Source organism: Haladaptatus sp. DYSN1 (genome assembly GCF_029489995.1).
GTDB lineage: Archaea > Halobacteriota > Halobacteria > Halobacteriales > Halococcaceae > QDMS2.
On sequence record NZ_CP120470.1, the window covers coordinates 489,195 to 515,936 of the forward strand.

At 63.6% G+C, this 26,742-nt stretch carries 30 protein-coding genes; 15 read left to right on the forward strand and 15 right to left on the reverse strand.

Annotated features, from left to right (window positions below; genetic code table 11):
- Position 1: 1 nt before the first annotated feature.
- Complete coding sequence (locus P0648_RS02550; RefSeq protein ID WP_277505093.1) at positions 2–1,048, reverse strand: DUF4382 domain-containing protein; 1,047 nt, start codon at positions 1,046–1,048, stop codon at positions 2–4.
- A gap of 141 nt (positions 1,049–1,189) precedes the next feature.
- On the opposite strand from P0648_RS02550, the gene rnz reads away from it, so the two are divergent.
- From rnz to P0648_RS02565, 3 genes are all read left to right on the forward strand, one after another.
- Positions 1,190–2,110, forward strand: a complete 921-nt coding sequence (rnz, locus tag P0648_RS02555) for a ribonuclease Z (protein WP_277505094.1) — start codon at positions 1,190–1,192, stop codon at positions 2,108–2,110.
- Entirely contained in the window at positions 2,103–3,278 is a 1,176-nt protein-coding gene (locus P0648_RS02560; protein ID WP_277505095.1) for an MFS transporter, read from the forward strand. The genes rnz and P0648_RS02560 overlap by 8 nt, the downstream gene beginning before the upstream one ends.
- A 125-nt stretch (positions 3,279–3,403) precedes the next feature.
- Positions 3,404–5,380, forward strand: coding sequence for a DUF460 domain-containing protein (locus tag P0648_RS02565; protein WP_277505096.1), 1,977 nt, complete (start codon positions 3,404–3,406; stop codon positions 5,378–5,380).
- A 220-nt stretch (positions 5,381–5,600) separates the two neighbouring features.
- Here P0648_RS02565 and P0648_RS02570 read toward each other — a convergent pair whose 3' ends face one another.
- Positions 5,601–7,268 (reverse strand): bacterio-opsin activator domain-containing protein, encoded by a 1,668-nt coding sequence (locus tag P0648_RS02570; RefSeq protein WP_277505097.1) that lies wholly within the window; start codon positions 7,266–7,268, stop codon positions 5,601–5,603.
- A gap of 128 nt (positions 7,269–7,396) precedes the next feature.
- On the opposite strand from P0648_RS02570, the gene P0648_RS02575 reads away from it, so the two are divergent.
- Positions 7,397–7,627, forward strand: a complete 231-nt coding sequence (locus P0648_RS02575) for a hypothetical protein (protein WP_277505100.1) — start codon at positions 7,397–7,399, stop codon at positions 7,625–7,627.
- Here the strand turns inward: P0648_RS02575 and P0648_RS02580 are convergent.
- Together P0648_RS02580 and P0648_RS02585 are read right to left on the reverse strand one after the other, a co-directional pair.
- Positions 7,624–7,812: a hypothetical protein gene (locus P0648_RS02580; protein WP_276245803.1), complete on the reverse strand. Its 189-nt coding sequence runs from the start codon at positions 7,810–7,812 to the stop codon at positions 7,624–7,626. The genes P0648_RS02575 and P0648_RS02580 overlap by 4 nt on opposite strands.
- A 46-nt stretch (positions 7,813–7,858) precedes the next feature.
- A complete protein-coding gene (locus P0648_RS02585; protein WP_277505101.1) occupies positions 7,859–8,920 on the reverse strand; it encodes a zinc-dependent alcohol dehydrogenase family protein in 1,062 nt (353 codons plus the stop codon).
- A 102-nt stretch (positions 8,921–9,022) separates the two neighbouring features.
- Here P0648_RS02585 and eif1A point away from each other — a divergent pair, with 102 nt between their 5' ends.
- From eif1A to thsA, 7 genes are all read left to right on the forward strand, one after another.
- Positions 9,023–9,319, forward strand: a complete 297-nt coding sequence (gene eif1A, locus P0648_RS02590; RefSeq protein WP_276245801.1) for a translation initiation factor eIF-1A — start codon at positions 9,023–9,025, stop codon at positions 9,317–9,319.
- Positions 9,320–9,370: 51 nt separating this feature from the next.
- On the forward strand, positions 9,371–10,213 hold the full coding sequence (gene rio1, locus P0648_RS02595) for a serine/threonine-protein kinase Rio1 (protein WP_277505103.1): 843 nt from the start codon (positions 9,371–9,373) through the stop codon (positions 10,211–10,213).
- Between the two features lie 176 nt (positions 10,214–10,389).
- Entirely contained in the window at positions 10,390–11,541 is a 1,152-nt protein-coding gene (locus P0648_RS02600) for a tryptophan--tRNA ligase (RefSeq protein ID WP_276245799.1), read from the forward strand.
- 39 nt (positions 11,542–11,580) lie between these two features.
- Positions 11,581–12,441 carry a helix-turn-helix transcriptional regulator gene (locus P0648_RS02605; protein WP_277505106.1) on the forward strand — a complete coding sequence of 287 codons (861 nt, stop codon included), beginning with the start codon at positions 11,581–11,583 and terminating at the stop codon, positions 12,439–12,441.
- 95 nt (positions 12,442–12,536) lie between these two features.
- Positions 12,537–13,778: an MFS transporter gene (locus P0648_RS02610; RefSeq protein ID WP_277505109.1), complete on the forward strand. Its 1,242-nt coding sequence runs from the start codon at positions 12,537–12,539 to the stop codon at positions 13,776–13,778.
- Between the two features lie 50 nt (positions 13,779–13,828).
- Positions 13,829–14,377, forward strand: a complete 549-nt coding sequence (locus P0648_RS02615) for a pre-rRNA-processing protein PNO1 (RefSeq protein ID WP_277505111.1) — start codon at positions 13,829–13,831, stop codon at positions 14,375–14,377.
- Between the two features lie 133 nt (positions 14,378–14,510).
- Positions 14,511–16,175: a thermosome subunit alpha gene (gene thsA, locus P0648_RS02620; RefSeq protein ID WP_276248446.1), complete on the forward strand. Its 1,665-nt coding sequence runs from the start codon at positions 14,511–14,513 to the stop codon at positions 16,173–16,175.
- A 145-nt stretch (positions 16,176–16,320) separates the two neighbouring features.
- On the opposite strand, the gene P0648_RS02625 is transcribed toward thsA, so the two are convergent.
- Both P0648_RS02625 and lrp read right to left on the reverse strand, forming a co-directional pair.
- Positions 16,321–16,545 (reverse strand): hypothetical protein, encoded by a 225-nt coding sequence (locus tag P0648_RS02625; RefSeq protein ID WP_277505112.1) that lies wholly within the window; start codon positions 16,543–16,545, stop codon positions 16,321–16,323.
- 63 nt (positions 16,546–16,608) lie between these two features.
- Positions 16,609–17,067, reverse strand: a complete 459-nt coding sequence (lrp, locus tag P0648_RS02630; protein WP_277505113.1) for an HTH-type transcriptional regulator Lrp — start codon at positions 17,065–17,067, stop codon at positions 16,609–16,611.
- A 126-nt stretch (positions 17,068–17,193) separates the two neighbouring features.
- Between lrp and glnA the strand changes: the two genes are divergently transcribed.
- Positions 17,194–18,567, forward strand: coding sequence for a type I glutamate--ammonia ligase (glnA, locus tag P0648_RS02635; RefSeq protein WP_276245793.1), 1,374 nt, complete (start codon positions 17,194–17,196; stop codon positions 18,565–18,567).
- A gap of 21 nt (positions 18,568–18,588) precedes the next feature.
- Here glnA and P0648_RS02640 read toward each other — a convergent pair whose 3' ends face one another.
- The 3 genes from P0648_RS02640 to P0648_RS02650 are packed head-to-tail and all read right to left on the reverse strand — an operon-like array spanning position 18,589 to position 21,539.
- Positions 18,589–19,476, reverse strand: a complete 888-nt coding sequence (locus tag P0648_RS02640; protein ID WP_277505114.1) for a phosphatase PAP2 family protein — start codon at positions 19,474–19,476, stop codon at positions 18,589–18,591.
- A complete protein-coding gene (locus P0648_RS02645) occupies positions 19,473–20,720 on the reverse strand; it encodes a YihY/virulence factor BrkB family protein (RefSeq protein ID WP_276245791.1) in 1,248 nt (415 codons plus the stop codon). Before P0648_RS02645 ends, P0648_RS02640 begins: the two co-directional genes overlap by 4 nt.
- 21 nt (positions 20,721–20,741) lie before the next feature.
- Positions 20,742–21,539, reverse strand: coding sequence for a YihY/virulence factor BrkB family protein (locus tag P0648_RS02650; RefSeq protein WP_276245790.1), 798 nt, complete (start codon positions 21,537–21,539; stop codon positions 20,742–20,744).
- An 87-nt stretch (positions 21,540–21,626) separates the two neighbouring features.
- Between P0648_RS02650 and P0648_RS02655 the strand changes: the two genes are divergently transcribed.
- Positions 21,627–21,998, forward strand: coding sequence for a hypothetical protein (locus P0648_RS02655; protein ID WP_277505116.1), 372 nt, complete (start codon positions 21,627–21,629; stop codon positions 21,996–21,998).
- On the opposite strand, the gene P0648_RS02660 is transcribed toward P0648_RS02655, so the two are convergent.
- Positions 21,991–23,103 (reverse strand): tRNA (guanine(26)-N(2))-dimethyltransferase, encoded by a 1,113-nt coding sequence (locus P0648_RS02660; RefSeq protein WP_277505117.1) that lies wholly within the window; start codon positions 23,101–23,103, stop codon positions 21,991–21,993. The two genes, P0648_RS02655 and P0648_RS02660, sit on opposite strands and share 8 nt — an antisense overlap.
- 87 nt (positions 23,104–23,190) lie before the next feature.
- Between P0648_RS02660 and P0648_RS02665 the strand changes: the two genes are divergently transcribed.
- Together P0648_RS02665 and P0648_RS02670 are read left to right on the forward strand one after the other, a co-directional pair.
- The gene (locus P0648_RS02665) at positions 23,191–23,700 is read left to right on the forward strand and encodes an HPP family protein (RefSeq protein WP_276245787.1); all 510 of its coding nucleotides are present in this window, start codon (positions 23,191–23,193) and stop codon (positions 23,698–23,700) included.
- A 46-nt stretch (positions 23,701–23,746) separates the two neighbouring features.
- On the forward strand, positions 23,747–24,094 hold the full coding sequence (locus tag P0648_RS02670) for a hypothetical protein (protein ID WP_276245786.1): 348 nt from the start codon (positions 23,747–23,749) through the stop codon (positions 24,092–24,094).
- On the opposite strand, the gene P0648_RS02675 is transcribed toward P0648_RS02670, so the two are convergent.
- The 5 genes from P0648_RS02675 to P0648_RS02695 form a co-directional block, all read right to left on the reverse strand.
- A complete protein-coding gene (locus P0648_RS02675) occupies positions 24,091–24,609 on the reverse strand; it encodes a hypothetical protein (protein WP_277505118.1) in 519 nt (172 codons plus the stop codon). The genes P0648_RS02670 and P0648_RS02675 overlap by 4 nt on opposite strands.
- 61 nt (positions 24,610–24,670) lie before the next feature.
- On the reverse strand, positions 24,671–25,330 hold the full coding sequence (gene hisH, locus P0648_RS02680; RefSeq protein WP_276274619.1) for an imidazole glycerol phosphate synthase subunit HisH: 660 nt from the start codon (positions 25,328–25,330) through the stop codon (positions 24,671–24,673).
- 50 nt (positions 25,331–25,380) lie between these two features.
- Positions 25,381–25,968 (reverse strand): uracil-DNA glycosylase family protein, encoded by a 588-nt coding sequence (locus P0648_RS02685; protein ID WP_277505120.1) that lies wholly within the window; start codon positions 25,966–25,968, stop codon positions 25,381–25,383.
- Between the two features lie 26 nt (positions 25,969–25,994).
- Positions 25,995–26,546, reverse strand: a complete 552-nt coding sequence (locus P0648_RS02690) for a DUF99 family protein (RefSeq protein ID WP_277505122.1) — start codon at positions 26,544–26,546, stop codon at positions 25,995–25,997.
- Complete coding sequence (locus P0648_RS02695) at positions 26,543–26,719, reverse strand: DUF5786 family protein (protein ID WP_276245781.1); 177 nt, start codon at positions 26,717–26,719, stop codon at positions 26,543–26,545. Before P0648_RS02695 ends, P0648_RS02690 begins: the two co-directional genes overlap by 4 nt.
- Positions 26,720–26,742 lie beyond the last annotated feature (23 nt).

Here is a 26,742-nt window from a genome sequence, read left to right on the forward strand (position 1 = left end):
ATTATGCGAGCGGGGCGAGGGAGTCGCTCGTCACGCCTGCGGTACCCTCGAGCGAAACGTCGAGTTCGCCTTCGGCCTCGCCTGACGTCGCTTCGACGTTCACCTCGGACCCGACGGGGACGGTGAACGAGACGGTTCCGTCTTCGCCGGTCGTTCCGGCGGCTTCGCCGTTGACCGTGACGTTTGCGTTCGCGACGGGTTCGCCGGCCTGCGTCACTTTCACGGTGGCTTCTTCGCCGGCGACGGCGTCGCCGACGAGTTCGAGCGCCAGGTCACCGTCTGCGCTGTCGGTTTCCTCGTCACCCTCGTCGCTCCCGATGTCGGTGTACGGGACGTTCACGCCGGACTCCTTCACGACCGGTTGGATGACGTATTTGCCGCTGTTGCCCGCCGAACGGACGGAGATGTCGTAGACGAAGTCCACCTCGGATTCGGCGTCGAGCGTGAACTCGGACTTGATTTTGAGCGTGTCGCTCGGAAGTTTCACCGACACTTCCTCACCGTCTTTGAGCGTTCCGTCCACGTCGGAGATGTGGAGGCGAACCTCGGTGTAGGTGCCGGATTCGAGGTCGAAGGCGGCGAGCTTCTGTGCGTTCTCACCCTGTAGCTCGGTCAGGTCGAAGGTCTTCGAATCGACCTCGTAGGTCTCCCAGCCGGAGTCGTCACCGTCTTCTGACTCGGTTTCCGTGGTTTCTGTCTCGGCTTCGGTTTCCGTCTCGGTTGTCGTGTCGGCCTGTGTGGTCGCCTCGGCCGAGGTCGTTTCAGCCGTGGTCGTTGCAGTCTCAGCCGTGGTCGATTTCTCGTCGTCGCCTCCGTCGTCACTCCCCGCCTTACGGAACGACACCGCATCGACGGTCACGTTCAGGTGCGAGAACGCGGAGATGGCGTTCTCCTGGTCGGAGATGAAGAAGTTGACCGTCCCCGTCTCGGATGGGTCACCGTCTCCCGCCGTCGTCGTGGTGTCGTCGGCTGGTCCCATGCCGCCGGTACAGCCAGCGAGCACGAGCATGGCTGCCACCAGCAGCGAACCAATCAGTTTTGTAGACATACAATGTTTTCAAAAACTCTCTAATTGATAAGAACTCGCCTTCGAACAACGATTTCGTCGTGACCGGGTTGCGACCGGTTTCGCCTGACTCACGGCCCGTTTCCGAAGCGCGTTTAATGCTTCACCGCCCAAATTCGGGCCATGCGCGTGACGTTTCTCGGAACGAGTGGGGCGGTGCCGACCACCGAGCGCAATCCCAGTGCGCTGATGGTCAACCGCGAAGGCGAGCGATTGCTGTTCGACGCCGCCGAAGGCACCCAGCGACAGATGATGCGCTTTGGAACCGGTTTTGCCGTTTCTCACCTCTTCGTCACGCACCTCCACGGCGACCACGTCCTCGGGATTCCCGGCCTCATCCAGACGTGGGATTTCAACGGCCGCGACGACCCGCTCACCATCCACACGCCGACGGGAACCCGCCGCGAGATTCGCAACCTCGTCGAAGCCACGGGCGCACGCCCCTCCTACCCCGTCCACATCAACGAAGTCGAACCGGACGAGGTCGCCCACGGGGGCGAGGAGTACGAAGTCAGAACCTTCGAAACAGACCACCGCACCACCTCGGTCGGCTACGCCCTCGTCGAAGAAGACCGCAAAGGGCGGTTCAACCGCGAGCGCGCAGAGGAACTCGGCGTCCCCGTCGGGCCGTTGTTTCAGGAACTCCACGCGGGCAATCCCGTCGAACTCGACGACGGCACGGTCGTCGAACCGGCACAGGTCGTCGGCGAACCCCGTCCTGGCCGCCGCGTCGTCTACACCGGCGACACCCGCCCCGCCCAGAGCGTCGTCGAGGCGGCGGCGGACGCAGACCTGCTCATCCACGACGCGACGTTCGACGACGAACGCGCCGACCGCGCCCGCGAGACGGGTCATTCGACTGGCACCGAGGCGGGCGAAGTCGCTCAGCAAGCCGGCGTCAAACGCCTCGCGCTGACGCACATCTCTTCGCGCTACGCTGGGAACGCCGGGGCCATCCACAGCGACGCTGTTGCCGCTTTCGACGGTGACGTGTTCGTCCCTCACGACGGGCAAACCGTGGATGTCCCCTACCCGGATGACTGAGGCACGGCGAACCGTCGGCGTCATTCTCGCCTGGCAAGTCGCCGCGAGCGTCTGCTACTACAGCGTGTTCGCCGCCACCGGACTCATCCAGTCTGGATTCGGCCTCTCTAAGTTCTCCCTCGGTATCGTCGTCTCGACACTCACCCTCGGGTACACCCTGTTTCTGTTCCCGATGGGGGCGGCCGTGGACGGCCTCGGCGAGAAACGCGTCATGATCGGCGGCCTCGTCGCCCTCGCGCTCGGCGTCATCGGCGTCACCCTCGCCTCTTCGTTCGCCTTCCTGCTGGGGGCGGTGTTCGCGCTCGGGGCGGCCTACGCCTCGGCCATGCCCGCGACCAATCGCGCCATCGTCGAGGGCGTCCCTGATTCCCATCGCAATCTCGCTCTCGGCGTGAAACAGGTCGGCGTCTCCGCCGGGGCCGGGGCGAGCGCGCTCGTCGTCACCGGCCTCGCCGCACGCGCCGGCGTGCCATGGGACGCCGGGTTCTACGTCGCTGCCGGCCTCGCGTTCCTCGTGACCGCCGCGTTCTCGCGGGGCTATCCCAACGAGCACGACGGTTCGGGCACCATCTCGATTCCGGACGTGCGCGGCCTCGCCGACAATCGCGCCTACGTCCTGCTCACCGTCGGTGGCCTCTTTCTCGCGGCGACACTGTTCACGATGACCGGCTACCTCGTCCCCTACCTCACCGAATCCGTGTCGATTTCCGTGGGGGTTGCGGGCCTCACCCTCGCGCTCGTGCAGGTGATGGGGAGCACCGGTCGGGTGGCCTTTGGCGGCCTCGCAGACCGCCTCCCGGGTGACCCCGTGAACGCCAGCGCCCTCATCATGGTCGTGCTCGCGCTCTGCTCTGCGGCGCTGTTCTTCGTCCTGCCGATGATGGACGCCCGCTTCGCCGCCATCGCCGTGTTCGCCCTGCTCGGCCTCTCCGTCCTCGGGTTCACGGGTCTGTACCACGCCTCTGTGACGATGCTCGTCGCACCGAGCGAGGTGGGGGCGGCGACCGCCGGCGCACAGACCGCGCTCAACTCCGGCGCGCTCGTCATCCCACCGCTCTTTGGCTACGTCGCGGACGCGAGCGGCTACGCCGCCGGGTGGCGCGTGCTCGTCGTCTTCGCCCTGCTCGCGGCCGTCTTCTTCGGCGGCGTCGTCAAGCAAACCGCGTGAAGTGAACCCCCCCATTCGCTGTACTGTCGTCTGTAACGTTTTCACGATACTCGACACCTGCTGGTGTCGGATTCTTCAGTGCTTACAGACGACAGTATAAGTCACATGACGCCCTACCCAAGTGTGTGAGTACTCGAACGAGTGCCCTCGACGCCCTGATTTTCGGGGTCGACGTGCAAAGCGGCGACATCCGGGGTGATGCGCCTTCCTTCGCCCTCGTCGCCTTCGAAGGAGAGTCGCTCGACCGCGACGTCGTCACTTTTCGCAAGCTCTGTCGGCTCATCCAACGCGAGAAGCCGGCCATCGTCGCGACGGACAACATGTACGAACTCGCGGCAGACAAGGACGCCCTCGTCCACTTCCTACAGGAACTCCCGAGCGAGACGAAACTCGTCCAGGTGACCGGCGACGAGCGCCCAGAACCGCTCTCTCGGGTCGCCGCCCGCCACGGCGTCCCCTACGGTAAAGACCCGATGAAGGAGGCGGAGGCCGCTGCCCGCCTCGCCGCTGCGAACGTGGGGTACGAAGTCTCTGCGTTCACCAACACGACGCGAATCAAGGTCTCGCGGGGCCGCTCGACCGGCAAGGGTGGCTGGAGCGAAGACCGCTTCACGCGGCGGATTCACGGCGCGGTCCGCACCCGGTCCCGTGAGGTCGAAGCCACGCTCAAGGACGTTGGCCTCGACTTCGAGAAGGACGTTACCGAAAAGTACGGCGGGTACGCGAACGCCGTCTTCCGGGTCGAAGGCCGACCGGACGAGATTCCGGTGACGACCCACCGCTCTGGTGACGTGCGCGTGGAGATGGAGCGCGAGCGACGCGACGGCATCGAGTTTCGGCCGCTCGCAAAGCGACGCGACCACGTCCTCGTCGGTATCGACCCCGGCACGACCACGGCGGTGGCCATCGTCGGCTTGGACGGCGAAGTGCTCGACGTCCTCTCTACGCGCACCGCGGACACCGCTGACGTCATCGAGTGGATCATCGAACACGGGCGGCCCATTCTCGTCGCCGCCGACGTGACGCCGATGCCCGAAACAGTCGAGAAGATACGCCGGAGTTTCAACGCGGCGGCGTGGGTTCCACAGCGCGACCTCCCTGTCGACGAAAAACAACACCGGACGCGCCAGGAGGGATACGACAACGACCACGAACGCGACGCGATGGCCGCAGCGTTGTTCGCCTACGACGCCCACGAAGACCAGTTCGACCGCATCGCGAAGAAGGTGCCCGCGCCCGTAGACCGCGGCGAAGTAACCGCACGGGTAGTGGCCGGCGGCGAGTCGGTGGAGGGCGTTCTCGACGACCTGCTGGCCGAAGACGACTCGGAAGAGCAGCAGTCAGAACACACCGAACGTGAACTGACCAAAGAGGAAAAGCGCATCAAGCACCTCGAAGCGCAGGTCAACCGCCTCCAATCGCACGTCGAGGACCTTCGGGACACGATTGCCACCAAAAACGAGCGGGTACAGGAGTACGAGAAAGAACTCTCGACGGCCCGCCGCGAGGAGCGAAAAGAAGCCAGAGAGCGCCGCGAAATAACCCGTCTCGAACGCGAGACAGACCGTCTGAAACGCGAACTCGTCACGGAAAAAGAGACGAGCGAGAAGTTGCGCGACAAACTGGAGCGCCTGAAAGAACTCTGGCGCATCGACCACTCGAACTTCGCAGACGTTACCGCGGAGAACGAGGACCTCGTGTCGGTAAAGCCAATCGCGCAGTTCACGAAGGGAGCCATCGCCGACACGCAAGAACGGTACGGCCTCGCAAAGGCGGACGTGATTCTCCTGCGAGACGCGAGCGGCGCGGGCCGGAGCACGGCTGAGGCGCTCGCGGCGACCGAACCGCGCGTCGTGCTCAAGTACGGGACGCTCTCTGATGCTGCCGACGCGGTACTGTTTGAACACGACATCCCCGTCGGGTCCGCGGAGGAAGTGTCAATTCAGGAGATTGACGACCTCGCGGTGGCGCGTGAAAGCGACGTCGAAGCGGTCATCGACGCCTGGAACGAGCGCGCAGAAGAACGCGAAAAGGCACAGCAGGAGGCGATGATAGACCGTCTCATCAGCGAACATCGTGCCGGTCACGGTGAGAGTGACTGAGGCTTGTACTTTCCGTGTGTCACTTACAGTCACGTTTAACCGTACCACACCCTAAATGAGTATGCTACTCCGAGACGTGTGGCACTTTGTCCACTGTGGAGTGGCAGAAGGCGCCGGAAACGGCCCCTCCCCCCTACCCCACCTTCCGTACCGCAATAGAGGCACCTCTCTCCCGGAGAGGTATCACCTGCTATGCCAGCCGTGGCAACAAATAATATGCCTATGTAATTAGGTTCGTGGTCTCGTCAGTGTCGTCACCGAAGAACGCAGAGAAGCGTTTGCGGAGTGCGGCCCGGAGATGCTGGTGGAACGTCGCCGAGGAGATACCCATCGACGCTGCGATTTCCTCAGCCGTCGAGCCCCGCGGCCAGTCGAAGTAGCCCGCGTAGTAGGCTGCTCTGAGCGCCGAGCGCTGGCGGTCGGTGAGCTGCTCGTCGAGTTTGTGCCTGAACTCGCGGGTGGTCTCGACGGGGTTGTCGCGTTCTCGCTTGGCGACGAGTTTCGCGTCAGGGTACAGGTCGCGGACGGCGTTGACAGCCGCTCTGACGTCGGCGTCTGGTGGGAACTCGACGCGAATGCGACTCACGCCCCGGTCTGCGACGGTTGCGGAGATGTGCCCGCCGAGGTCCATCAATGACTTGACCGCTGACGGGGAGAAGACGACGAACTCGAACAGCGTCTCCTCGTCGTCCTTGCGGATGAGCCGGCACTGTTCGATTTCGGGAAACTCACCGGCCAGCGATTCGATGGTTTCGGCCGTTGCCCCCGTGATGCCACAGTAGAGCAACAGGCTCCCGTCGCGGCCAGCCACCATCTGCTGGAATTGGATTCTACAGTCACCGTCCTTCGAGAGACGGGCGAACACAGCGTCCCGGTTCGTGAGTTCGAATTCGAGTTCGATGACCGAGTTCGAGAACAGTAGCCGTCGCGCCTGAATCGCGTTGATGGCGTAGCCGATGCTCTCGCCGAGTTCGGTGAGCACGTCGAGTTCGCGCTCGGCGAAGGCTGCTTCTCGAGTGGACGCAACGACGAGCACTGCGTAGACGGTTTCGTCGTAGCGAAGCGGGATGGCGACGGCCGACTCGCCGCCGAGTCGCAGCGATTCGGCGCGAATCGACTCCGGAATCGACTCGGTGGCCGCGACGTCGGGTTCGAACATCAACTCCCCCGTCGTGAGCGCCATGGTGGACGGCCAGGATTCGGACCGTTCGGGATGGTTTGTCGCGAGTCGTTCGAGGGTCGCAAAGTAGCGGTCGTCGACCCCGGCCCGCGCCCGGGGGACCAACCCGACGCCGCTGCTGTGGCGCTCGCCAATCCAGGCGAAGGCGTACAGCCCAGACTTCACGATACAGTCACAGACCGCCTGCTCTATCTCTCCGCGCGTGGTCGCGGACACGAGCGACCGGTTGATGTCGCGGATGATGCGGTTTATCTGATTGACCGTCTCTAACTCCTGGGTCTGGGTTTCGAGGACCTGCTCGCGTCGTTTCGCCTCCGTGATGTCCTCTACCGAGACGACCACGAACGCGACGGAGCCGTCCTCGTCGAAGATAGGCGAGGCGCTCAGCGAACACCAGAACAGCTCGTCGTCGTTTCGAGGAACCTGATAGGCCTGATTGTATATCGGTTTGCCCGTGAGAATGGCCTGGCGAATCGGGAGTTCTGCTTTCGTGACGTGGTTTCCGTCTTCGTCGTACACCGGCCACTCTTGCAGCTCGCTCGCCCCCTTGAGTATCTCGGCTTTCGTCGCACCCAGCAGGTCAGCGAGGCGGTCGTTGACGCGGACGATTCGAGCGTCTCCATCGAAAACAGCGATACCGACCGGACTGGTTTCGAGAATCTTTGACGTTATCGCTTCTGACTGGGCGACGTCGGTGTCGCGCGTCACTAGCTAACACTCGGAGATTCCTGCTGATAAATGTACCTGCCAACTGTCATCTATCACGAAACGATACCGTCACAACCGCCAACGGGACGAGCCAGCAAGTATTTGCTTTCCGTCCGCAGAGACTGTGTATGGTCTCGTTTCCGTTCGCGGGAGGCCCTGACCTCGCGGTGCTGGTGGTGTTCTTTCTGGTCTGCAACACCGTATTCGCAATCGCTGCCGGTCGGTACGTCTACCGCGACGCAAATCGCAGGGGGAAATCCCGCGCACCAGTCTGGGGGCTGCTCGTCGGTGCGCTCTTCCTGGTCAACGTGCTAACCGGCGCGTTCGGCCTGTTCGCGTACCTCTTCTCCCGCAGTTAGAACATTTCACCCATCCCGAATGCGGAGAGCATCCCGGAGACGAGTCCCTTCGCGACGAGTCCGACACCCGCGAGTACGAGTGCGAGCCCGGCGGCGACGAGTGGGTTTGCGTAGGCGATGACGCCGAGGCCGACGACCAGTAACAGGAGGCCAACGAGGCCGCCCGTTCCGAGCTTATCCAACATACGCGGGGAGTGCACGGCCTGCCCTCTTAAGTGCGGTGATGGCGGCTCAGAACGTATCGACGACCGGAATCCCGACCGGCTCGTAGGTTCCGAGGGCCGCCAGTTTCTCCGGCACCTCGTCGAGGGAGACGGTTTCAGAGACGATTTTGCCGGGGTTTACGCTCCCACTCGCAATCATCCGGAACACCTCGTCGTAGCGGTTTGGCTGCATCCCGAACGCGCCGTAAATCTCCTTTTCGCCCATCGCGATGGCGTCGATTGGCAGGGCGATTTCGCCGCGCTCTTCGCTCGTGGTCAGGCCAATCTGGAGATGCTGGCCGCCCTTAACGAGGCAGTTTACCGAGTTCCGGCAGGTCTCCGCGATGCCAAGGGCGTCCACCGAGACGTGTGCGCCGCCCCCGGTGCGCCGTTTTATCTCGCGAGGGACGCTGTCTGCGTCCGTCGCGTTCACCGTCTCGTGGGCGCCGAGTTCTCGCGCTCGGTCGAGCTTGTCCGCGCCGATGTCGACGGCGACGACGTTCGCACCGAGGGCCGCCGCGATGTGGACCGCAGAGAGGCCGACGCCGCCACAGCCGTGAACCGCGACCCAGTCGCCGGGAGCCACGTCCACGCGGTGGGCGAGACCGTGAAACGCCGTGGCGAATCGACAGCCGAGGGCCGCAACCGCCGTCGGGTCCACACCCTCGGGGAGCAACACGGCGTTGTGGTCCGCATCGGGGATGGTGAAGCGTTCTGCGAACGCGCCCTGTGCCGGTCCGACGAAACCGAGCGGGACGATGTTCTCACAGATATTCGCCCGGCCCGCCCGGCAGTGCGGACAGGTTCCGTCCGAGAGGTTGAACGGGGTCGTTACCCGGTCGCCCTCGCTGAACTGGGTGACTTCCTCGCCGACCTCCGCAATGATACCGACCGGTTCGTGGCCGAAAATTTGCCCCGGTTTCGGCGTCACGCCGACCCAGTCCCAGTCGCCCTGCCAGGCGTGCCAGTCCGACCGGCAGATGCCACAGGCTTCCGTCTCCACGACCACGCCATGAGGCGGGCACGTCGGCGCATCGACCTCTTCTACGGTGAGCGGTTCGCCCACTCCCTGAAACACTACTGCGCGCATTGGTATCAGTCATCGTAGCGAGCGGTTAAGTGTGCTGCACGCGGCAGTTCGGACCTGCCGAAGGTTGCAACTGTTAAATGGCCTGCCGATAAACAGGCCCCCATGAGCGAGAACGAGAGCAACGAGGGCCGGAAGAACCTCCGGATGCCCGACGACGGAGAAGTGTTCGCCATCGTGACGGATATGCTCGGCGCGAACCGTGTGAAAGTGCGGTGCATGGACGGCGTCGAGCGGACCGCTCGAATTCCCGGTCGAATGCGAAAGCGCGTCTGGATTCGCGAAGACGACGTGGTCATCGTCGAGCCCTGGGACTGGCAAGACGAGAAGGCAGACATCGTCTGGCGCTTCGAGAAGGCAGACGCAGACCAGTTGCGCCGCGAAGGCCACATCACGGCCTGACACGCCCGGAGCACCACCGCTTTTACGGTTCCACCCCGTACGCTCCGGTAGATGAGCGACGACCACGGCCTCGTTGACACCGAGATGGCCGACCCAGACGAGTGGGAGGAAATCCACGTCGAAGACAGCGAGGCCGACCGCATCGCAAAGAGCCACGACCGCGACTTCGAGGAGTTCGCGATTCGGCTCAAGGACACAGAGCAGTTCAAAGTAGAGGGGGCTGTGTTCGACGATGCGACGCTCGCCGCACTCTACAAACTCGTTCAAGACGGCTACATCGACGCCTTCGGCGGGCCGATTTCGACCGGCAAGGAGGCGAACGTCTACCTCGCAGACGGCCCCGACGGCGAAATCGCGGTGAAGGTGTACCTCATAAACACGAGCAACTTCCGCCAGATGCGTGACTATCTGGAGGGCGACCCACGTTTCGAGGGCATTGGCAACCAGAAACGCCAGGTCGTGATGGCGTGGGTGAAAAAGGAGTTCGCGAACCTCAGGCGGGCGAAGGAAGCGGGCGTTCGCGTCCCGAACCCCATCGCCGTCGAACGCAACGTGCTCGTGATGGAGTATCTCGGTCAGGGCGACGACCGCGCCCGCCGGCTCGGCGAAGTTCACATCGAGAACCCCGAAACCGCCTTCGAGGTCGTCCGTGAGTACATGCGCCGTCTCTACGATTCCGGTCTCGTCCACGGCGACCTCTCTGAGTACAACATCGTCGTCCACGAGGGCGAACTCACCATCATCGACCTCGGACAGGCGGTCACCGTCCACCACCCGAACTCCCGCGATTTCCTCGAACGCGACTGTCGGAATATCGCGAACTTCTTCGCCCGCCAGGGCGTCGACACCGACGGAACATCCCTGCTCGCACACGTCACCGAGCAGGAACGCTAAAGTTCTCACGGCAACTTCTTTCTCGCATGGAGTCCGCTTTCGACTGGCGCTGGCCCGGTTCGAGAGCGGACAGTTTTGCCTGTGCAGGCGTCGCGGCCTAACCCGACTGCCCGCCCGTCGACGGCTCCCTCGCTCTCTTTTCGCACCGTCTTCAGACCACCAGCGACGCACCCACAATGCCAGCATCCAATTCCGTCACCCCGTACGCCGTCTCCGGCGAGGTCGATTACGAGAAACTCCTCGCCGAGTTCGGCGCAGACGCACTGACTACAGACCACCTCGAACACTTTCCACAGCCGGTTCACCCGCTCGTTCGCCGTGGGGTGTTTTACGCCCACCGCGACGTAGACCGTTACCTCGCTGCCGCGAACGCCGGCCAGCACCACTCTATCGTCACCGGCATCGGACCTTCCGGACCGATGCACCTCGGCCACATCCAGGTGTTCTCCCTCGCACAGCACCTGCAAGACCAGACCGGCGCGACGGTCTACATCCCGCTTTCGGACGACGAGAAGTACTTCGCGAAGGACCAGACCCTCGCGCAAGGGCGCGCCTACACGCGAGACAACCTCAAGGACCTGCTCGCCGTCGGGTTCGACCCCGAGAACACCCGCATCCTCGTGGACACGCAGGACGCGGACGTGGTGTACCCCGCGGCCGCCGCGTTCGCGAAGCACCTCACGCCCGCCACCATCTCGGCGACGTACGGCGACCCGCCGAACATCGGCCTTGGGTTCTACCCGGCGGTGCAGGCCGCCCACCTCGTGCTCCCGCAACTCGTCCACGGCGCACATCCGACGCTCGTCCCGATTGCCGTAGACCAGGACCCTCACGTCCGCCTCTGTCGGGACGTGGCCGACCTGCAGAAGTTCCCCGTGTCGAAACCGGGAGCGCTCCTCGGGAAATTCCTCCCGAGTCTCGCCGGGCCGGGGAAGATGAGTTCGAGCGACGACGCCCCCTCGATTCGCCTCACCGACGACCGGGAGACGGTGACCGAGAAACTCCAGCAGTACGCCTTCTCGGGCGGGCAATCGAGCCTCGATGCCCACCGCGAACAGGGCGGCAATCCCGAAATCGACGTGGCGTTCCAGTACCTGCAGGCGTTCTTCGAACCCGACGACGGCGAACTCGACCGCCTCGCCCGCGAGTACCGTTCGGGAGAGTTACTGAGCGGCGAACTGAAGCAGTACGCCGCGGACAAGATTGCGAACTTCCTCTCCGCCCACCAGTCGCGACGGCCGTCGGACGCGGAACTGGACGAACGACTCGCCCCCTTTAGATTGACCGCGGACGAGCGCCGAGCCGCGCTCGCTGCCCTCGGTCTCTGACGGCGAAACGCTGTTATTCGAGAGTGGCGTTGTGCCGTCATGAACGACTCACGCGCGGACACGCGACCGGACGAGGCGTTCGCGCTGCTCGGCAACGAGACGCGCGTCGCCATCCTGCGTGAACTCGCAGACGCCTCGGACACGCCGCTCTCGTTTTCTGCACTCCGCGAGCGGGTGGGAATGCGCGACAGCGGACAGTTCAACTACCACCTCGGCAAACTCACCGGTATCTTCATCGACAAGGTCGATGCCGGCTACCGCCTGCGCTATGCCGGGGCGCACGTGATGGGCGCGATTCTGGCGGGTGCCTACGAGCAGGCCGGGACCGTCGGGCCGTTTTCGCTCGACGACCCGTGTCCGGTCTGCGGCGGGACACTCGAATTTTCCTACGAGGACGAACGGGCGCTGGTCGTCTGTGCCGACTGTGACCGGACGACCCTCCAGAGCTCGGTTCCCCCCGGCGTCTTCGACGGCTACGACCCTCACGAGTATCCGATGGTGTACGACCGCTGGATTCGCTCGAAGGTCAGGAGCGTTATCGATGGGTTCTGTCTCTCGTGTGAGGGGCGGTCTATCCCCGAGGTGTTGCTCGACCCGGAGGAGTTCGGCACAGACGACCGGATGGTGCGATTCACCTGCGTGCGGTGTGATGGAACGGTCTACATGACGATTCCCGAGGCGCTCGTCACCGACCCGGCAGTCGTCGCCTTCCACCACGAACAGGGCGTCGCCCTTGACGCCGAACCGACGTGGCGACTCGAGTGGCTCGACGATACCACCGTCGAGACGGTTTCGACCGACCCGCTTCGGCTTCGCGTCACGGGTCACGTCGGGGACGGCACGCTTCGGGTGACCATCGACGACTCGCTCACGGTTCTCGAAACGACGCGCGACGGGTAGCCCTCGCGACGATTACAGAAGCGCGTTTCTGCAACTGGTCGGACAGAAATGTATTTCTGCGATCATTTATTCGCCAGTCGTTCGTCCCTTCGTCCGTGCATCCACTCCTGCGAAACGGCCCGTTCGTCCGCCTCATGGCGGGTCGACTGGTGACCAACGCCGGAGACAGTCTCTACTACATCGCGGCGATGTGGCTCGTCTATTCGCTCACGGGGTCTGCGTTCTACACGGGGCTGGCCGGCTTTCTCACGATGCTGCCCGGCGCGTTCCAGTTTCTCGCCGGACCGCTCGTCGACCGCGTTTCGATTCGCCGCGTCCTCGTGACGACGCAGGTGATTCAGGGCGTTCTGGTGCTCACGATTCCGCTCGCCCACTACACCGGCCACCTCACCGTCTGGTTCGTGCTCACGGTGATGCCCGTCCTCGCCTCGCTCAACCAGCTCGTCTACCCCGCCCAGATTACCGCCCTCCCGCGACTCGTGGACGACGAGCACCTCGTCCCCGCGAACTCGGCGTTCTCTTTTGCTTATCAGGGGGTCGACCTCGTGTTCAACGCCGTCGGCGGCATCGTCGTCGCCGTGTTCGGCGCGGTCACGCTGTTTCTCGTGGATTCGGTGACCTTCGCCGCGGCCGCTCTGTTGTTCTTCTCGGTTCGCGTGCCCCCTGCTGAAGACGCAGACGCAGACGCCACCGAATCACCCCTGCAGACGTATCTTACGGACCTCCGCGAGGGTATCGCGGCGCTCCGGGCGTCCCCGCTGTTCCTCCTGATTCTCGGCGCGGTGGTCGCGAACTTCGCCTTCAGCGGCTACTTCGCCGTGCTCCCCGCCTACGCGGACACGCTCGGCAACTCCGCGGCGTACGGCCTGCTGCTCGCCGCCTTATCCGCGGGGATGCTCGCCGGGGCGCTCGGCGCGGGGACGGTAGACCACTTCGCGTTTGGCCGACTCATCGTCGTCTCGTATCTACTCTCGGGCGTACTCTGGGTGCTCGCCGTCCTCGCCCCGTCGCTCGCGCTGACCGCGGCCCTGTTTGCGGTTGCGGCCGTGCCCATCGGCGCGACGAACGTCCTCGTCATGACGCTCGTCCAGACGAGCATGCCCGAGCGACTCGTCGGGCGGGTCACGTCTGTCCTCGTGAGCATGGCGACGGTGGCGACACCCTTCGGCGCACTCCTCGGTGGGGCGGCGGCGGATGCCTCCGGCCCGACGGTCGTCATGCTCGCTACGGGCGTCTCGTTCGTCTTCGTCGCCGGCTACGTCATCGCCCTGCCGCGGCTTCGAAAACTGGGGCCCATCGGCGACGTGGAGTTCGCTGTTGGGGCCGCTGCCGACTGATTCGTTCCGTGTGCGAAGGCTTAAAACGCCGTGAGAAAGTAGTGAGGCGCATGCAACACGTGAAGATTCCGCAGGACCGCATTGGCGTCCTTATCGGTGAAGGCGGTGCGACGATGCGCGAAATCGAAGCGCGTGCAGAGGTGCGCCTCGACATCGATTCCGAATCCGGGTCGGTGAAAGTCGAGTCGGTTGGCGACCCCATCTCCGGGCTGAAAGGGCCCGACGTGGTGCGTGCAATCGGTCGTGGCTTCTCCCCGGACGACGCCCTCTCGCTGCTCAACGACGATATGATGATGTTCGACCTCATCGACATCGACGCCCACAGCAGGAACAAAAACGACCTGAAACGCCAGAAAGGTCGGCTCATCGGCGAGGGCGGACGCACCCGCCAGTTGATGGCCGAACTCTCGGGCGCATCGGTCACCATCTACGGCTCCACCCTCGGCATCATCGGGACGCCAAAGCAAGTGGAAGTCGCCCGGCGGGCCGCCGAGATGATTCTCGACGGCGCTCCCCACGGGACGGTGTACTCCTACCTCGAACGGGCGCACAACGAACTGAAGACTCAGGGGATGGAGTACCACAACTTCTCCGGATAATCCTATTTAAACTCTCGTTTGACACGGCTTCACACACCTCTCGACGGGGTCTGTGTGGTACGATTTCTCACCGGGCCGGCAAAAGATTCATATAGAAGCACATTCAATCTGTTGACTGATTATGGCTCAGCGAATGGGCAACCAGCCCCTCATCGTACTTTCGGAGGACAGCCAGCGCACCTCAGGTCGAGATGCGCAGTCGATGAACATCACCGCCGGCAAGGCGGTCGCCGAGGCGGTACGCACGACACTCGGCCCGAAAGGGATGGACAAGATGCTCGTCGACTCGATGGGCTCGGTCGTCGTCACGAACGACGGCGTCACCATCCTCAAAGAGATGGACATCGAACACCCGGCGGCGAACATGATCGTCGAAGTCGCCCAGACTCAGGAGGACGAAGTCGGTGACGGGACGACCACAGCCGTCGTCATCACGGGCGGCCTCCTCCAGCAGGCCGAGGACCTCTTAGAGCAGGACATCCACGCGACCACGCTCGCACAGGGGTACCGCCAGGCCGCAGCCAAGTCCAAGGAGATTCTCGAGAACATCGCCATCGACGTCTCCGAGGACGACGAGGAGATTCTCACCCAGATTGCCGCGACCGCGATGACCGGCAAGGGCGCAGAGAGCGCGAAGGACACGCTCTCGAAGCTCGTCGTCGACGCCGTTCGCGCCGTCGCAGACGAGGACGGTATCGACACGGACAACATCAAAGTCGAGAAGGTCGTCGGCGGCTCCATCGACGAGTCCGAACTCGTCGAGGGCGTCATCATCTCGAAAGAGCGCGTCCACGACAACATGCCGTACAGCGTCGAGGACGCGAACGTCGCAGTTCTCGACCAGGCCCTCGAAATCAAGGAGACGGAAATCGACGCCGAAGTCAACGTCACCGACCCGGCCCAGCTCCAGCAGTTCCTAGACCAGGAAGAGAAGCAACTGAAGGAGATGGTCGACAAGCTCAAAGCCGTCGGCGCTGACGTCGTCTTTTGCCAGAAGGGCATCGACGACATGGCCCAGCACTACCTCGCGAAGGAAGGCATCCTCGCGGCCCGCCGGGTCAAGAAGTCCGACATCAAGCGCCTCGCTCGCGCGACGGGAGCTCGCGTCGTCTCGAACTTAGAGGACATCGAGGAAGCGGACCTCGGCTACGCCGGTTCCGTCGCCCAGCGCGACGTCGGCGGCAAGGACCGCATCTTCGTCGAGGACGTGAAGGAAGCGAAGTCCGTCACGCTGATTCTCCGCGGCGGCACCGAGCACGTCGTCGACGAAGTCGAGCGCGCCATCGAGGACTCCCTCGGCGTCGTTCGCGTCACGCTCGAAGACGGCAAAGTCCTGCCCGGCGGCGCGGCTCCGGAGACGGAACTCGCCCTCGGTCTGCGCGACTACGCCGACTCCGTCGGCGGCCGCGAGCAGCTCGCCGTCGAGGCGTTCGCAGACGCAATCGACGTCATCCCACGCACCCTCGCAGAGAACGCTGGCCTCGACCCAATCGACAGTCTCGTCAATCTTCGCTCGAAGCACGACGCAGGCGAGACGACGACGGGTCTCGACGCTTACACCGGCGACATCATCGACATGCAAGCCGAAGGCGTCGTGGAGCCACTCCGCGTCAAGACGCAGGCCATCGAATCCGCAACCGAAGCCGCGGTCATGATCCTCCGCATCGACGACGTCATCGCCGCAGGCGACCTCTCCGGCGGCCAGGTCGACGGCGACGACGACGACATGGACATGCCACCGGGCGGCGGTGGCATGGGCGGCATGGGCGGTATGGGCGGTATGGGCGGCGCAATGTGAAATTGAGCAGGTAACAATTTCACATGGGCTGTCGAGTATAACTCGGCAAAGCGGCTGAAAATCGTCCCTAGACACCCTACACCCACTACCCCGCGGTTCCAGTACCGACTTGAAAACCAGACATTCTTCTTTCGTCGCCGCGCCGCTAGACGCGGCCACGGTTCCACGGATGGCGCGATAGCTGCCCGGCGAGTCGTGTCAGGTACACGAACAGGCCGAGGCCGGACGCGCCAGCGACGAGTGCGCCGGCGTGGCCGTCCATCGTCAGCACGCCGAACAGGCCGCCGAGAACGAGAAAGACGACGACGCCGATACGGAATCGGGACGTCGCTTGTTCGACCTGTTTTCGCGTCTGTGGGGCGGGAGCCATACCACCGACTTCCATGTCAACCGGCTTAGATGTGAGTGCTGGAAAACGTGACTGTTCGGGAGTCTACTCTTCGATTTCTAAGTCGAACTGCTCGTGCTCTGCGGCGGCGTTGAGCACGACGCTCGTGTTCGACTCTTTGATTTCCGGCTCCACGAGCAGCGCCTTGATTTGCTTGTTCATGTCGTCTGTGTCCTTGAACTTGCCAATCGCGATGATGTCGTGGTCGCCGGTGACTTCGTACACCGAGACCATCTGGCGGTGGATGCGAAGCTGTTCGGTGATGTCTGGGAGCGCAGACCCTTCGACTTTGAGCTGGATGACGGCGGTGACGCCGTAGCCGAGTTTGTCGTAGCTCACCTTTGGCGTGTAGCCGGTGATGACGCCCTCTTCCTCTAAATTCTTCAGGTGGTTCGAGACGGTGGTCACGGAGACGTCGAGTTCGTCTGCGAGGCTGCGAAGGCTTGCCCGCCCGTCTTTGAGGAGCGCGTTGATGAGTTTGCTGTCGAGATTTTCGTACGTCATATTTGCTATCACTTTCCCCACCCATTAGAATTTTACGAATATCCAATTTTACCCCGCGATTCGGAGAGTTGCGCCGACCATTAGTGTTTTAATGGTTGAGGTAGTCCGAAGGCATGTAAGAGAAAGATGACAAACGAAAATATTGCCCCTGATGGTGGTCTTTCGGCGGAAGCGCAGGCAGTCGTTGACAAAATCGAAGAGAACAACGTAGACTTCCTTCGACTCCAGTTCACCGACATTCTCGGTACAGTGAAAAACGTCGCTGTCCCCGCCTCGCAAGCCGAAAAGGCCTTCTCGGAGGGCATCTATTTCGACGGGTCTTCTATCGAAGGCTTCGTCCGCATTCAGGAATCGGACATGCGTCTGAAACCCGACCCTTCGACGTTCGCGATTTTACCATGGCGCAACACCGAAGAGAGCGCCTCTGCGCGTCTCATGTGCGACGTCGTGGACACCACGACGGACGAACCGTTCAACGGCGACCCACGCTACGTTCTGAAGCAGGCGCTCGACCGCGCGAAGAAGATGGGTTACAAGGTAAACGCCGCGCCGGAACCCGAGTTCTTCCTGTTCGAGGAAGACGAAGATGGCCGCGCGACGACCATCACCAACGACGCAGGCGGCTACTTCGACGTCGCGCCGAAGGACCTCGCCTCCGACGTTCGCCGCGACATCATCTACGGCTTAGAGAACATGGGCTTCGAAATCGAAGCCAGCCACCACGAGGTCGCAGAGGGCCAGCACGAAATCAACTTCGAGTACGACGACGCCCTGACGACGGCCGACAACGTCGCGACTTTCCGCATGGTCGTCCGCGCTATCGCCGCCGAACACGGCTATCACGCCACGTTCATGCCGAAGCCAATCGCGAAGATCAACGGCTCGGGCATGCACACCCACATCTCGCTGTTCGACGAGGACGGCAACAATGCATTCCACGACGGCGACGACGAGTTCAGCCTCTCTGGGACGGCAAAGCAGTTCCTCGCGGGCGTCCTCGAACACGCCCCGGCGCTCACCGCCGTCTGCAACCCAACGGTTAACTCGTACAAGCGTCTCGTCCCCGGCTACGAGGCACCCGTCTACGTCGCGTGGTCCGACCGCAACCGCTCTGCGCTCATCCGCCGGCCGGCCGCCCGCGTGCCTGCCGCCTCGCGCATCGAACTGCGCTCGCCGGACCCATCGTGCAACCCGTACCTCGCGCTCGCCGTCATCATCCACGCCGGTCTGAACGGCATCGAGCGCGGCCTCGAAGCGCCCGACCCGGTCCGCGAGAACATCTACGAGTTCGACGCCGACAAACGCGCCGAATACGGTATCGACACGCTGCCGGCCAACCTCGGCGAGGCACTCTCTGCGCTCGAAGCAGACGAGGACATGCAGTCCGCACTCGGCGAACACGTCTACGAGAAGTTCATGCAGGCGAAGTCCCAGGAGTACGACGAGTACCGCATCTCCGTCAGCCAGTGGGAACTCGACCGCTACCTCGAGACGTTCTAACTCCCGCTATTCAGGTCTTTTTCAGCGGTTCGCGACGAGCGGCAGCGCCAGTAGCCCGGTGATGACGACGGCGTTACCGAGCAGCGAGACCATCACCGACCCAGTGACCGTCGTCACGATGGCGAGCAGGATGCCGAGCACCGGCAGGCCAACGATGACGGTCAGGAGTGCCTGGCGCCAAGAGGGGAATTGGTCGAGTCGCGGTTCGACGTACTGCCAGGCGAGGATGCCACCGACCGTACCGCCGACGGCGGCGGCCCCCTCGGTTCCGAAGCCACTGGTGACGAACGCGAACAGCGCGATGGTGGCGGCGACCCAGAACGCGAGTTGCGGGTCTTCGCCAGTGATTCGCCGTTCGACGAGCAGGTAGGTCACGCCAATCGTGATGCCCGCAAGGATGTCCACGAGGTAGTGAACCCCGAGAACGAGTCGCGACAGCGAGATGAGGGCGATGATGGCTCCCGCCGTCACGATTCGGCGGCGGAACGTACTCACACCGAGGGTGAGTGCGAGCCCGCCCCAGACCACCGTCGACCCGAGGGCGTGCCCGCTCGGAAAGCCGTAGCCGTCAGAGACCGCGAGCCACTCGTAGGCGGCGTGGTAGGCGTCTGGGATGAACCGACTCCCGGGAACGACGTCCGGCGCGGGTGGGCGGGGAAGTGCGAAGAGGCCCTTGAGCGCGAGGGTGAGCGAGAGCGCCCCAAGCGTAATTGCGATGACGTAGGCGATGCGGTCGCGTGAGACGCCATCGTTCCAGAGTGGCGTGCGCGGGCCGAGCCAGTAGAGCAGCGAGAGGACGAGGAAGTAGAACCACAGGTCGCCGAGTTGCGTGACGAGCGCGAACAGCGGAATAAGTAACTCGGGGACGAGTTCGCGCAGAAATTCGACTACGCCAAAGCTCCTGGTCATCGGTCCTGTCGCCACGCGGTGTAGCGGTCACGCAGTCGACCGGGAACGTTTACCGCCCCACCCACGACGCCGACGGCGAGCATCACGACGTAGAGGCCGAGTGTCGAGAGCCAGACGACGAGCATGGCGAGGATGGCCCAGCCACCCGAGAGGTAGAAGAACGCGCCGAGGGTCATTATGGTCCCGTAGAGCAAAACGAGATACGGCCCCCAGCCGCGGGCGTGGCCGCGTCGCATCCGGCTTCGGACGTATCGTTTCAAGTCGCTTTCGACCTGGTCGCGCTGGACCGTCCGCTGTTCGATTTCCTCCTCGAAGGCCTCTAAGTCCGCGCGGAGGGCGTTGAGTTCGTCGGAAACCGATTCTGCGGCCGCCTCTGTGTCGTCGCGTTCGTCAGTCATGCTCGCCAGTTGTCGCTTGTCACCTCGGGGGCCGCCTTTGTGTAACTGCCGGTCCGTCGATGCGTCGCTGCGCCCGGCGAGGACGGCATTGATGACGGCACCGGCGAGCAGGATGACGCTGCCGAGGTAGAACCACGTCACGAGCAGCAGGCCCGCGCCGATGACGCCGTAGGCTTCGAAGTTGCCCGCCTGCGAGGCGTAGATGCGAAAGCCCGTCTGGAGTATCGTCCAGCCAACCGCGGCGAACGCCGCGCCGGGCAGTGCTTCACGGATGGATACGTCCTTCGCGGGCAAAAAGTAGTACAATGGGACGAACGCCACGGCGAGGAAGACGACGAGGGCGAACGGCCCGATAATCTCCAACACCGGCAGGCCGAGCAGGGAAATCGCCGCGCCGACGGCTGCGGTCAGCGCGAGGCCGCCGCCCACGGCGACGAGCGTCACGAGGCCGTTTTTGAGCTGTGAGACGAGCGAATCGGGCCACTCGCTGTCGTACACCCTGGAGAAGGCGATGTCGAGGGCGCGAAAGATTTTGAGCGCGCTCCAGAGCAGGAACGCGACCCCGATGAGCGTCGCCCCGCCTCGTCCGGCACTTCCGGTGAGCGCCTCCTCGATGGCGGACTGCCCCTGTGCGGAGAGCAGCCCGCTGAGAGAACCCACGATGGCGGCCGCGAACTCCTGACCGCCGAACAGCGACCCGAGGGCGAGAACGAGCAACAACAGCGGAATGAGCGAGATGAACGCGTAGTAGGCGAGACTGGCCGCCAGAAACGTGATTTGGTGGTCCTGGGCCTCACGCAGGATGGTGCGACCCGTGTCGGCGAGGGTGGCGACGCGTTGATTCACACTGCTCTCTTACGAAAAGGACTACAAAAAACTCGGTGGCCGCTCGGGTTTGACGTGGCCGTTGGTGACGGCGTTGTACACGACGCCGAGGAGTAAGCCGATGCCGCCGAGATACAGCCACGTCAGGACGATGAGCGCGAGGCCCGCGAAACTGTAGAGCCGCGACTGGCCGATGGTCGTGATGTAGAGGCGGAAGCCGGCGAACAGGAGCGCCCACGAGGTTGCAGAGATGAGTGCCCCGGGCAGCGCCTCGCGCAGCGGAACCGTCCCCTTCGGGAAGATGCGGAACATCGGGAGGAATACGAGCGTGAGCCCCGGAACCAAGAGCAGTGGGGCGAGATATCTCCAGAACGCGGCATCGAAGTTGATGGCGAGGGCAACGCCCACCACCAGCAAGAGCGCGAGCGCCCCCGTCACGGTGAGGAACGCGAGGAGGATGTTGACGATTCGGTCCCCGATACCGTGCTTTTCCCGGTCGCCGTACATCTCGACGAACACGGCGTCGAGGCCGCGAAACAGCCGCAGCGACGACCAGAAGAGCACGATTCCAGAGAGTGCCGTCGCCCGACTCCGGCCGGCCGCATTCATCACCATCTCCCTAAGTTGCCCCGATTGCGCCGGCAGGACTCGCGAGAGGACGCTGTCGATGACGAACGCCGCGAAGCCGTCACCGCCCCACTTCGAAAGTGCGATGATGAGGAGCAGGACGAACGGGATGAACGATGCGACGGCGAAGTACGCGAGACTCGCCGCCTTTACGTTCAACTGTTTTTCTTTCGCCACGGTGACGACCGACTTCGCGGTGTGGAGGGCGGCCATTCGATGGATAGTCCGTTACCAGTCGGCCCTTTCAAGGGTTTCGGCCACTCCCGTGCATTCTTGACAGTTCGGCCGGAACGAACATCCGTGTCCGAGTACGCCGCCCCGAATGGTCGCCGACAGACGCTCGCGACGTTCCTCGTGACCAGTTCAATCGTCGTCGTAGCTGGATTCCTTGGCGTCACGCCGACGCTGGCACTCGCGGGGGGTTTTGCCATCCTTTCGGCTATGCTGCTCGCTGGCTACTATCTCGTCGCACGCTCAGAACACCTCGCAGTCGCGTGGTTCTCGTTCGCCTTCGCTGCCGTCGTGTTCGCCCTCGAACGCGGCGGGTCGCCCGCCGGGCTCAGGGAAACGGGAGTCAAACTACTCGTGATTGGGCTCTCGTTCGTCCTGTTCTGGCCGCTTATCGAATGGGCGCAGTCAACAGGAGAATCACTCGCAGACCGTCTTAGCTGAATCGAGCGCGGGCGGCGTCCTCGATTTCCGCAATCGTCGCGTCCGTGTGGAAGGTGGTTCCGCCGTAGTGGGCGCGTCGCGCCTCGTAGCCCGCTTCGTGGAGCACCTCCAGGAAGTCGTCCATCGCCGGGGCCGAGATGCCCCACTGCTTGCAGACCTTGTGCTGGTCGAAGTGGAACGGGAGGTCGAGTTCGTCCTCGATGGTGGCGAGCATGCGTTCTGCTTTCTTCGCCTGCCCCATCTCCTCGCTCAACTGGTCGCGGACCTGCGCAGTGAAGTGACGGTCACGAATTGCACCGAGCCAGACCGGGCCAGCGGTGACCATACTCGTCTCGCAGTTCGGGCACGCGGCTGGGGGGTGGGCAATCATCCCGTCCTCCCACTCGCGGTGCATGCACTCGTTGCAGTGGTGGACGTAGCCGAGTTCGTCGATTGCGTGGTTCGCGTCCGTCGCCCGAGGACTGCACTCGAGGTACACCCGGACGTAGTGGCGGGTGACGTGACTGAGGATGGGCGTGACGCCAACGTCGTAGCGGGCGGCGGTCCGGGCGAGCGCCGAGAGGAGAATGCGGAGCCCCATCTCCGCGTGGTAGTCTGTGTTTCGGGGGACCGCCGAGTACTTGCGGACGCCGGAGTTGAAGTGCGCGCCACAGAGCGGGGCGGTGTCCGTCGCCGTCACACAGACGAGGTTGTGGGCGCTGTTGAACGCGGCGTCGGCGAAGGGGATGGGCGTTCCGAAGGGGTCTACGTCCACCACGTCGAAGCGTTCTTCGTGCATGAGGGCGTTCGCGTTTCGGCGGACGGCGGTCCCAGCGAGGCCGTTTCGCTCGAAGTTCTCCTCGCAAAGCGAGACGGCTTCCTCGTCTACGTCACAGCAGGTAGCCTCCCACCCCTCGTTCGCGGCTCTAACCCCGCGGATACCGCTTGCTGCTGTCGCATCTAGGTACGAACTGGCGTACTCGTTTCGCTCGGCGTAGGCCCGAAGGACGGCGATGGTGATGTCGCGATTCAACTCCTGGTTCGGATTGAAGAACACGGCGTCCTCGATCGAGTCGCCTGACTGTTCGGGTACCGCCACCTCGATGGCCCCTTCCCGGACGTTCATGCCTGTTCTCTCCGGCGATAGACGAAAAGGGACACGCTCTCGGTGCGAGAAGAAGGTGTTTTCTTGCTCCGCCGGCAGCACACCGATATGCGTCGTCGCCGCCTGCGAACGAGCCTCTACGCCGGGGCGCTGTTCACCGTCCTCGGGGCGCTCGCGTGGGTCACGGGCCAGCCGTTCATCTTCCCGAGCCTCGGCCCTTCCGCGTTCATCCTCGCCGTCGAGCAGAAGGGCCCGGCGACGGACCTACGTCGCGTCGTCGGGAGTCACTTCATCGGCGCACTCGCCGGTCTCGTCGCCTATCTCCTGTTCGCGAATGGCGTGGTCGTCACGGCCACACTCGCTCCCTCCTCGCCGGACGGCCTTCGTCTCGCTGCGAGCGGCATCCTCTCCATCTCCCTCACCAGCTTCGGGATGTTCGAAACTGACACCGTCCACGCTCCGGCGTGTGCGACCACCCTCATCGTCTCGCTCGGGCTGCTCTCGACGCCGTACGAGGCGGCGACCATCGTCGTGAGCGTCACCATTCTCGTCGCCGCACATCAGGTCACCTGCCGCTCCATCGAGCGGTTCCGCGCCGGGGACCCCAGCCGCACCTGATACGGGTATCGCATGGGTTTTTGGTGCGCACGCCGTAGGGTCTGGCGTGAACGCGGTCGACCGCTGGCAGGCCGATTTGGCTGAACGCGGCTCGCTAGCCCCCGCTATCGTCGACCGCATCATCTCCGTCCACGGGTCGCGGGGCGTCCGCGCCATCGAGGCCGTCTCAGAGATGCGAGTCAAACAGTACCGAGACTTCACCGTCGTCGTCGGCCACGAGGACGAGTACGTCGTCGAAGGCCGAGCCTGTGGCTGTCAGGACGCGGCGTTCAATCTGGACAAGGACGACCCAGAACAGCTGTGCTGGCACGTGCTGGCTGCGGAAATCGCCCGTCGCATCGACATGGTGGACGAACACGACATGTGGTACTCGGACGTCCGCGAGTTCCTCTAGGTGGTCGCGTCGCTGCCGCCGGCGTTCGCGCCGCTTCCCGACCCATCCGGTCCATTTTCGAACCACTGCGTTTCTTCGCCGTTGTATTCGACGGTCACGTTGAAGCGGTCTGCCTGACCGTGAGGGACCTCGAACGTCAGGTGGTAGCGAGCCATCGCCTGACAGTTACGCGCGGCCTTTTCTGGTACTTCTTCACTCTCGAAGGAGACGACGTACCGTCGCTCACCCACCTTCGTGATGGTCAGGTCGGTGAGGGCGTAGTTCGCGTCGGGAACGGTGACGTTGGCCCGCGTCTCGATGACCGTAGCTCGGTCGCTACCCCGCTGTGTCGACGTGATGTTCCGATTCGTGGTTTCGACGCACTGACCGCCTCCGGATTCGAAGGAGAGGACGCGGGCCTCGTCGGGAGCGGGTCCGTCGGGTAATCCGAATTCGGCAGACTGGTAGACGCCACCCGCAACGACGCCGACGAGAACGACGGTGAGGGCGATGGCGACAGCGGTGAGCGCGCGCATCGAGTCCCACTGCGTCCGCTCCGTATATTAACTCTCGCGTGACACAAAAACCGATTTTAGCTTACGCCGAATCGCAGATATCGACGAAATTCCGCAGGATGCGAAGGCCGGTCTCGCCGCTCTTTTCGGGGTGGAACTGCGTGCCGAAGATAGTGCCCGATTCGTTTGCGATGATGGCGGGGAACTCGACGCCGTAGTCGGTCGTGGCGACAATCGCGTTCTCGTCGTCGGGAACGGCGTAGTAGGAGTGGACGAAGTAGGCGTGTTCACCATCAATGCCCTCCACGAGTGGGTGGTCGCGTTTCACGGTGAGTTCGTTCCAGCCCATGTGCGGGACCTTCTGGCCCTCGCGGAACTTGACGTTGTTTCCAGGGATGAAATCGAGACCGGTGACGTCGCCCTGTCCGGCCCGGTCTGCCTCTTCGCTCGCGGTCAGGAGCATCTGCATTCCGAGGCAGATGCCGAAAATTGGCTGGCCACGGTCGGCGGCGTCGCGGAGCGCCTCACGGTAGGGAGCGGCGTTCTCGACACCTTCACGGAAGGCACCAACGCCGGGGAGGACGATGCCGTCTGCGTCGGCGAAGCGGTCGGGGTCGTCGGTGATTTCGACCGCCGCACCGGCGCGTTCCAGCCCGCGGGTCACGCTCCGGAGGTTGCCGAGGCCGTAGTCCACGACGACGACGTCGGCCGTCGTCGCCTGCTGTGGGGCACGCTGGCTCATACGCTAGCTAGAGGGGGTCTCGAACAAGTCGCTTTCCGTTGCGGTGAAACTCAGTAGTCGCCGAGTCGGGACTGGTCGCCGGTCTCATTCGTGAACTCTGCGGCCTTCGTGAGCGTCTTCACGAACGTCTCGGTCTGACTGCGGTCGTAGAGCGTCGCGGCCGGGTGTACAGAAACAAGGATGCGCCGGGGCTTGCCACCAATCGCTTTGTCCACGATGTTGCCGGCCTCGTTGGTCACGGCGACGGAGCGACCAAGGAGGTGTTCAGAGGGGACCTTCCCGAGCGTGACGATGAGTTCTGGGTCCACGCGGTCGATTTCGTTCTCCAGATACTCACGACAGTTTGCGAGTTCCTCTTTGCGTGGGTTGCGGTTGTCCGGCGGGCGACACCGCACGCAGTTGGTGATGCGGACGACCTCTCGCTCCAAGCCCACGTCGCGCAGCGTGTCGCTGAGGACGGTCCCGCTGCGCCCGACGAAGGGTTCGCCCTGCTCGTCTTCCTGTGCGCCCGGGCCCTCGCCGACGAAGAGAATGTCTGCATCGGCGGGACCGACCCCATTGACAATTTGCGACCGACACTCGACGAGTTCGGGACACCGTGTACACTCGACGACGTCGAGTCCTTCCATTGTTCCCATTGGAAAAAACTGCGAGACGTGCATACTTAATGCCACCACTCGTCGGCCGCCCGGGCGGCCAACCTGGCGACGCGAAGTGGCTCCGGGCGGCCGCCTTCCGGCGTGAATCCCCGCACCAGTTCGGCGGCCTCGTCGGGTTCACAACCCACACACCGAACCCACACCGTCTCCGCCCCAACTTGAAGTTCGTGACGCGGAGGAAGTGCCTCGTAGATGGCCAGACGGGCGTCGAGTTCCGTCCCGTCGAAGGCGTCTCGCAGTCCGGTTTCGAGACCATCGCTCGCCTCGTAGGTGACCGAAATGACCGGGCGCGCTGTCGCCTCGTGGAGTCGGTGGAGGTCCACGAGGTTGTACCACGCGAGAGCGATGCCCGAAACCATGACCGACTGGGCGTCCTCGCGGCCCAGCCGGTCGTAGAGGTCACTGATAGCGTCCGTCGCGTCGAGGCTGCCGACCGTACACTCGCCGAAAGAAAAGCCGTCTACGATGCGGCTGGCGCGGGTGACGACGCCAGCCAGCGTGCTCCGTTCGTCGCGGAACGACTCGGCGACACCGAGCGTCCGCACTCCTGACTTCACTGCTGTTTGATTTCCTGGAGGCGGTCGAGCAGTTCGTCGTTCGAAGCGCCGTTTTCGAAGTCGATGCTCCCCTGATGGTCGTTCTCGCTGGTCGCTACGCCGTCACTCTCGTCTAAGTCACCGTCGACTTCCTGTCGCTCCTGTTCAGACTCGTCGTAGCTCCCAAATCCCATGGGCAACCATTGTGGATTCTCGG

What these genes read in the sequence shown, in the direction of transcription:
- glnA (WP_276245793.1), top strand. Translation starts at nt 17,194, where the DNA reads ATGACAAACGAAAATATTGCCCCTGATGGTGGTCTTTCGGCGGAAGCG.
- P0648_RS02580 (WP_276245803.1), bottom strand. Translation starts at nt 7,812, where the DNA reads ATGTTGGATAAGCTCGGAACGGGCGGCCTCGTTGGCCTCCTGTTACTG.
- P0648_RS02560 (WP_277505095.1), top strand. Translation starts at nt 2,103, where the DNA reads ATGACTGAGGCACGGCGAACCGTCGGCGTCATTCTCGCCTGGCAAGTC.
- P0648_RS02660 (WP_277505117.1), bottom strand. Translation starts at nt 23,103, where the DNA reads ATGAACGTCCGGGAAGGGGCCATCGAGGTGGCGGTACCCGAACAGTCA.
- P0648_RS02605 (WP_277505106.1), top strand. Translation starts at nt 11,581, where the DNA reads ATGAACGACTCACGCGCGGACACGCGACCGGACGAGGCGTTCGCGCTG.
- P0648_RS02550 (WP_277505093.1), bottom strand. Translation starts at nt 1,048, where the DNA reads ATGTCTACAAAACTGATTGGTTCGCTGCTGGTGGCAGCCATGCTCGTG.
- P0648_RS02685 (WP_277505120.1), bottom strand. Translation starts at nt 25,968, where the DNA reads ATGGGAACAATGGAAGGACTCGACGTCGTCGAGTGTACACGGTGTCCC.
- P0648_RS02665 (WP_276245787.1), top strand. Translation starts at nt 23,191, where the DNA reads ATGCGTCGTCGCCGCCTGCGAACGAGCCTCTACGCCGGGGCGCTGTTC.
- thsA (WP_276248446.1), top strand. Translation starts at nt 14,511, where the DNA reads ATGGGCAACCAGCCCCTCATCGTACTTTCGGAGGACAGCCAGCGCACC.
- rio1 (WP_277505103.1), top strand. Translation starts at nt 9,371, where the DNA reads ATGAGCGACGACCACGGCCTCGTTGACACCGAGATGGCCGACCCAGAC.
- eif1A (WP_276245801.1), top strand. Translation starts at nt 9,023, where the DNA reads ATGAGCGAGAACGAGAGCAACGAGGGCCGGAAGAACCTCCGGATGCCC.
- lrp (WP_277505113.1), bottom strand. Translation starts at nt 17,067, where the DNA reads ATGACGTACGAAAATCTCGACAGCAAACTCATCAACGCGCTCCTCAAA.
- hisH (WP_276274619.1), bottom strand. Translation starts at nt 25,330, where the DNA reads ATGAGCCAGCGTGCCCCACAGCAGGCGACGACGGCCGACGTCGTCGTC.
- P0648_RS02575 (WP_277505100.1), top strand. Translation starts at nt 7,397, where the DNA reads ATGGTCTCGTTTCCGTTCGCGGGAGGCCCTGACCTCGCGGTGCTGGTG.
- P0648_RS02625 (WP_277505112.1), bottom strand. Translation starts at nt 16,545, where the DNA reads ATGGCTCCCGCCCCACAGACGCGAAAACAGGTCGAACAAGCGACGTCC.
- P0648_RS02585 (WP_277505101.1), bottom strand. Translation starts at nt 8,920, where the DNA reads ATGCGCGCAGTAGTGTTTCAGGGAGTGGGCGAACCGCTCACCGTAGAA.
- P0648_RS02615 (WP_277505111.1), top strand. Translation starts at nt 13,829, where the DNA reads ATGCAACACGTGAAGATTCCGCAGGACCGCATTGGCGTCCTTATCGGT.
- P0648_RS02695 (WP_276245781.1), bottom strand. Translation starts at nt 26,719, where the DNA reads ATGGGATTTGGGAGCTACGACGAGTCTGAACAGGAGCGACAGGAAGTC.
- P0648_RS02650 (WP_276245790.1), bottom strand. Translation starts at nt 21,539, where the DNA reads ATGGCCGCCCTCCACACCGCGAAGTCGGTCGTCACCGTGGCGAAAGAA.
- P0648_RS02640 (WP_277505114.1), bottom strand. Translation starts at nt 19,476, where the DNA reads ATGACCAGGAGCTTTGGCGTAGTCGAATTTCTGCGCGAACTCGTCCCC.
- P0648_RS02600 (WP_276245799.1), top strand. Translation starts at nt 10,390, where the DNA reads ATGCCAGCATCCAATTCCGTCACCCCGTACGCCGTCTCCGGCGAGGTC.
- rnz (WP_277505094.1), top strand. Translation starts at nt 1,190, where the DNA reads ATGCGCGTGACGTTTCTCGGAACGAGTGGGGCGGTGCCGACCACCGAG.
- P0648_RS02675 (WP_277505118.1), bottom strand. Translation starts at nt 24,609, where the DNA reads ATGCGCGCGCTCACCGCTGTCGCCATCGCCCTCACCGTCGTTCTCGTC.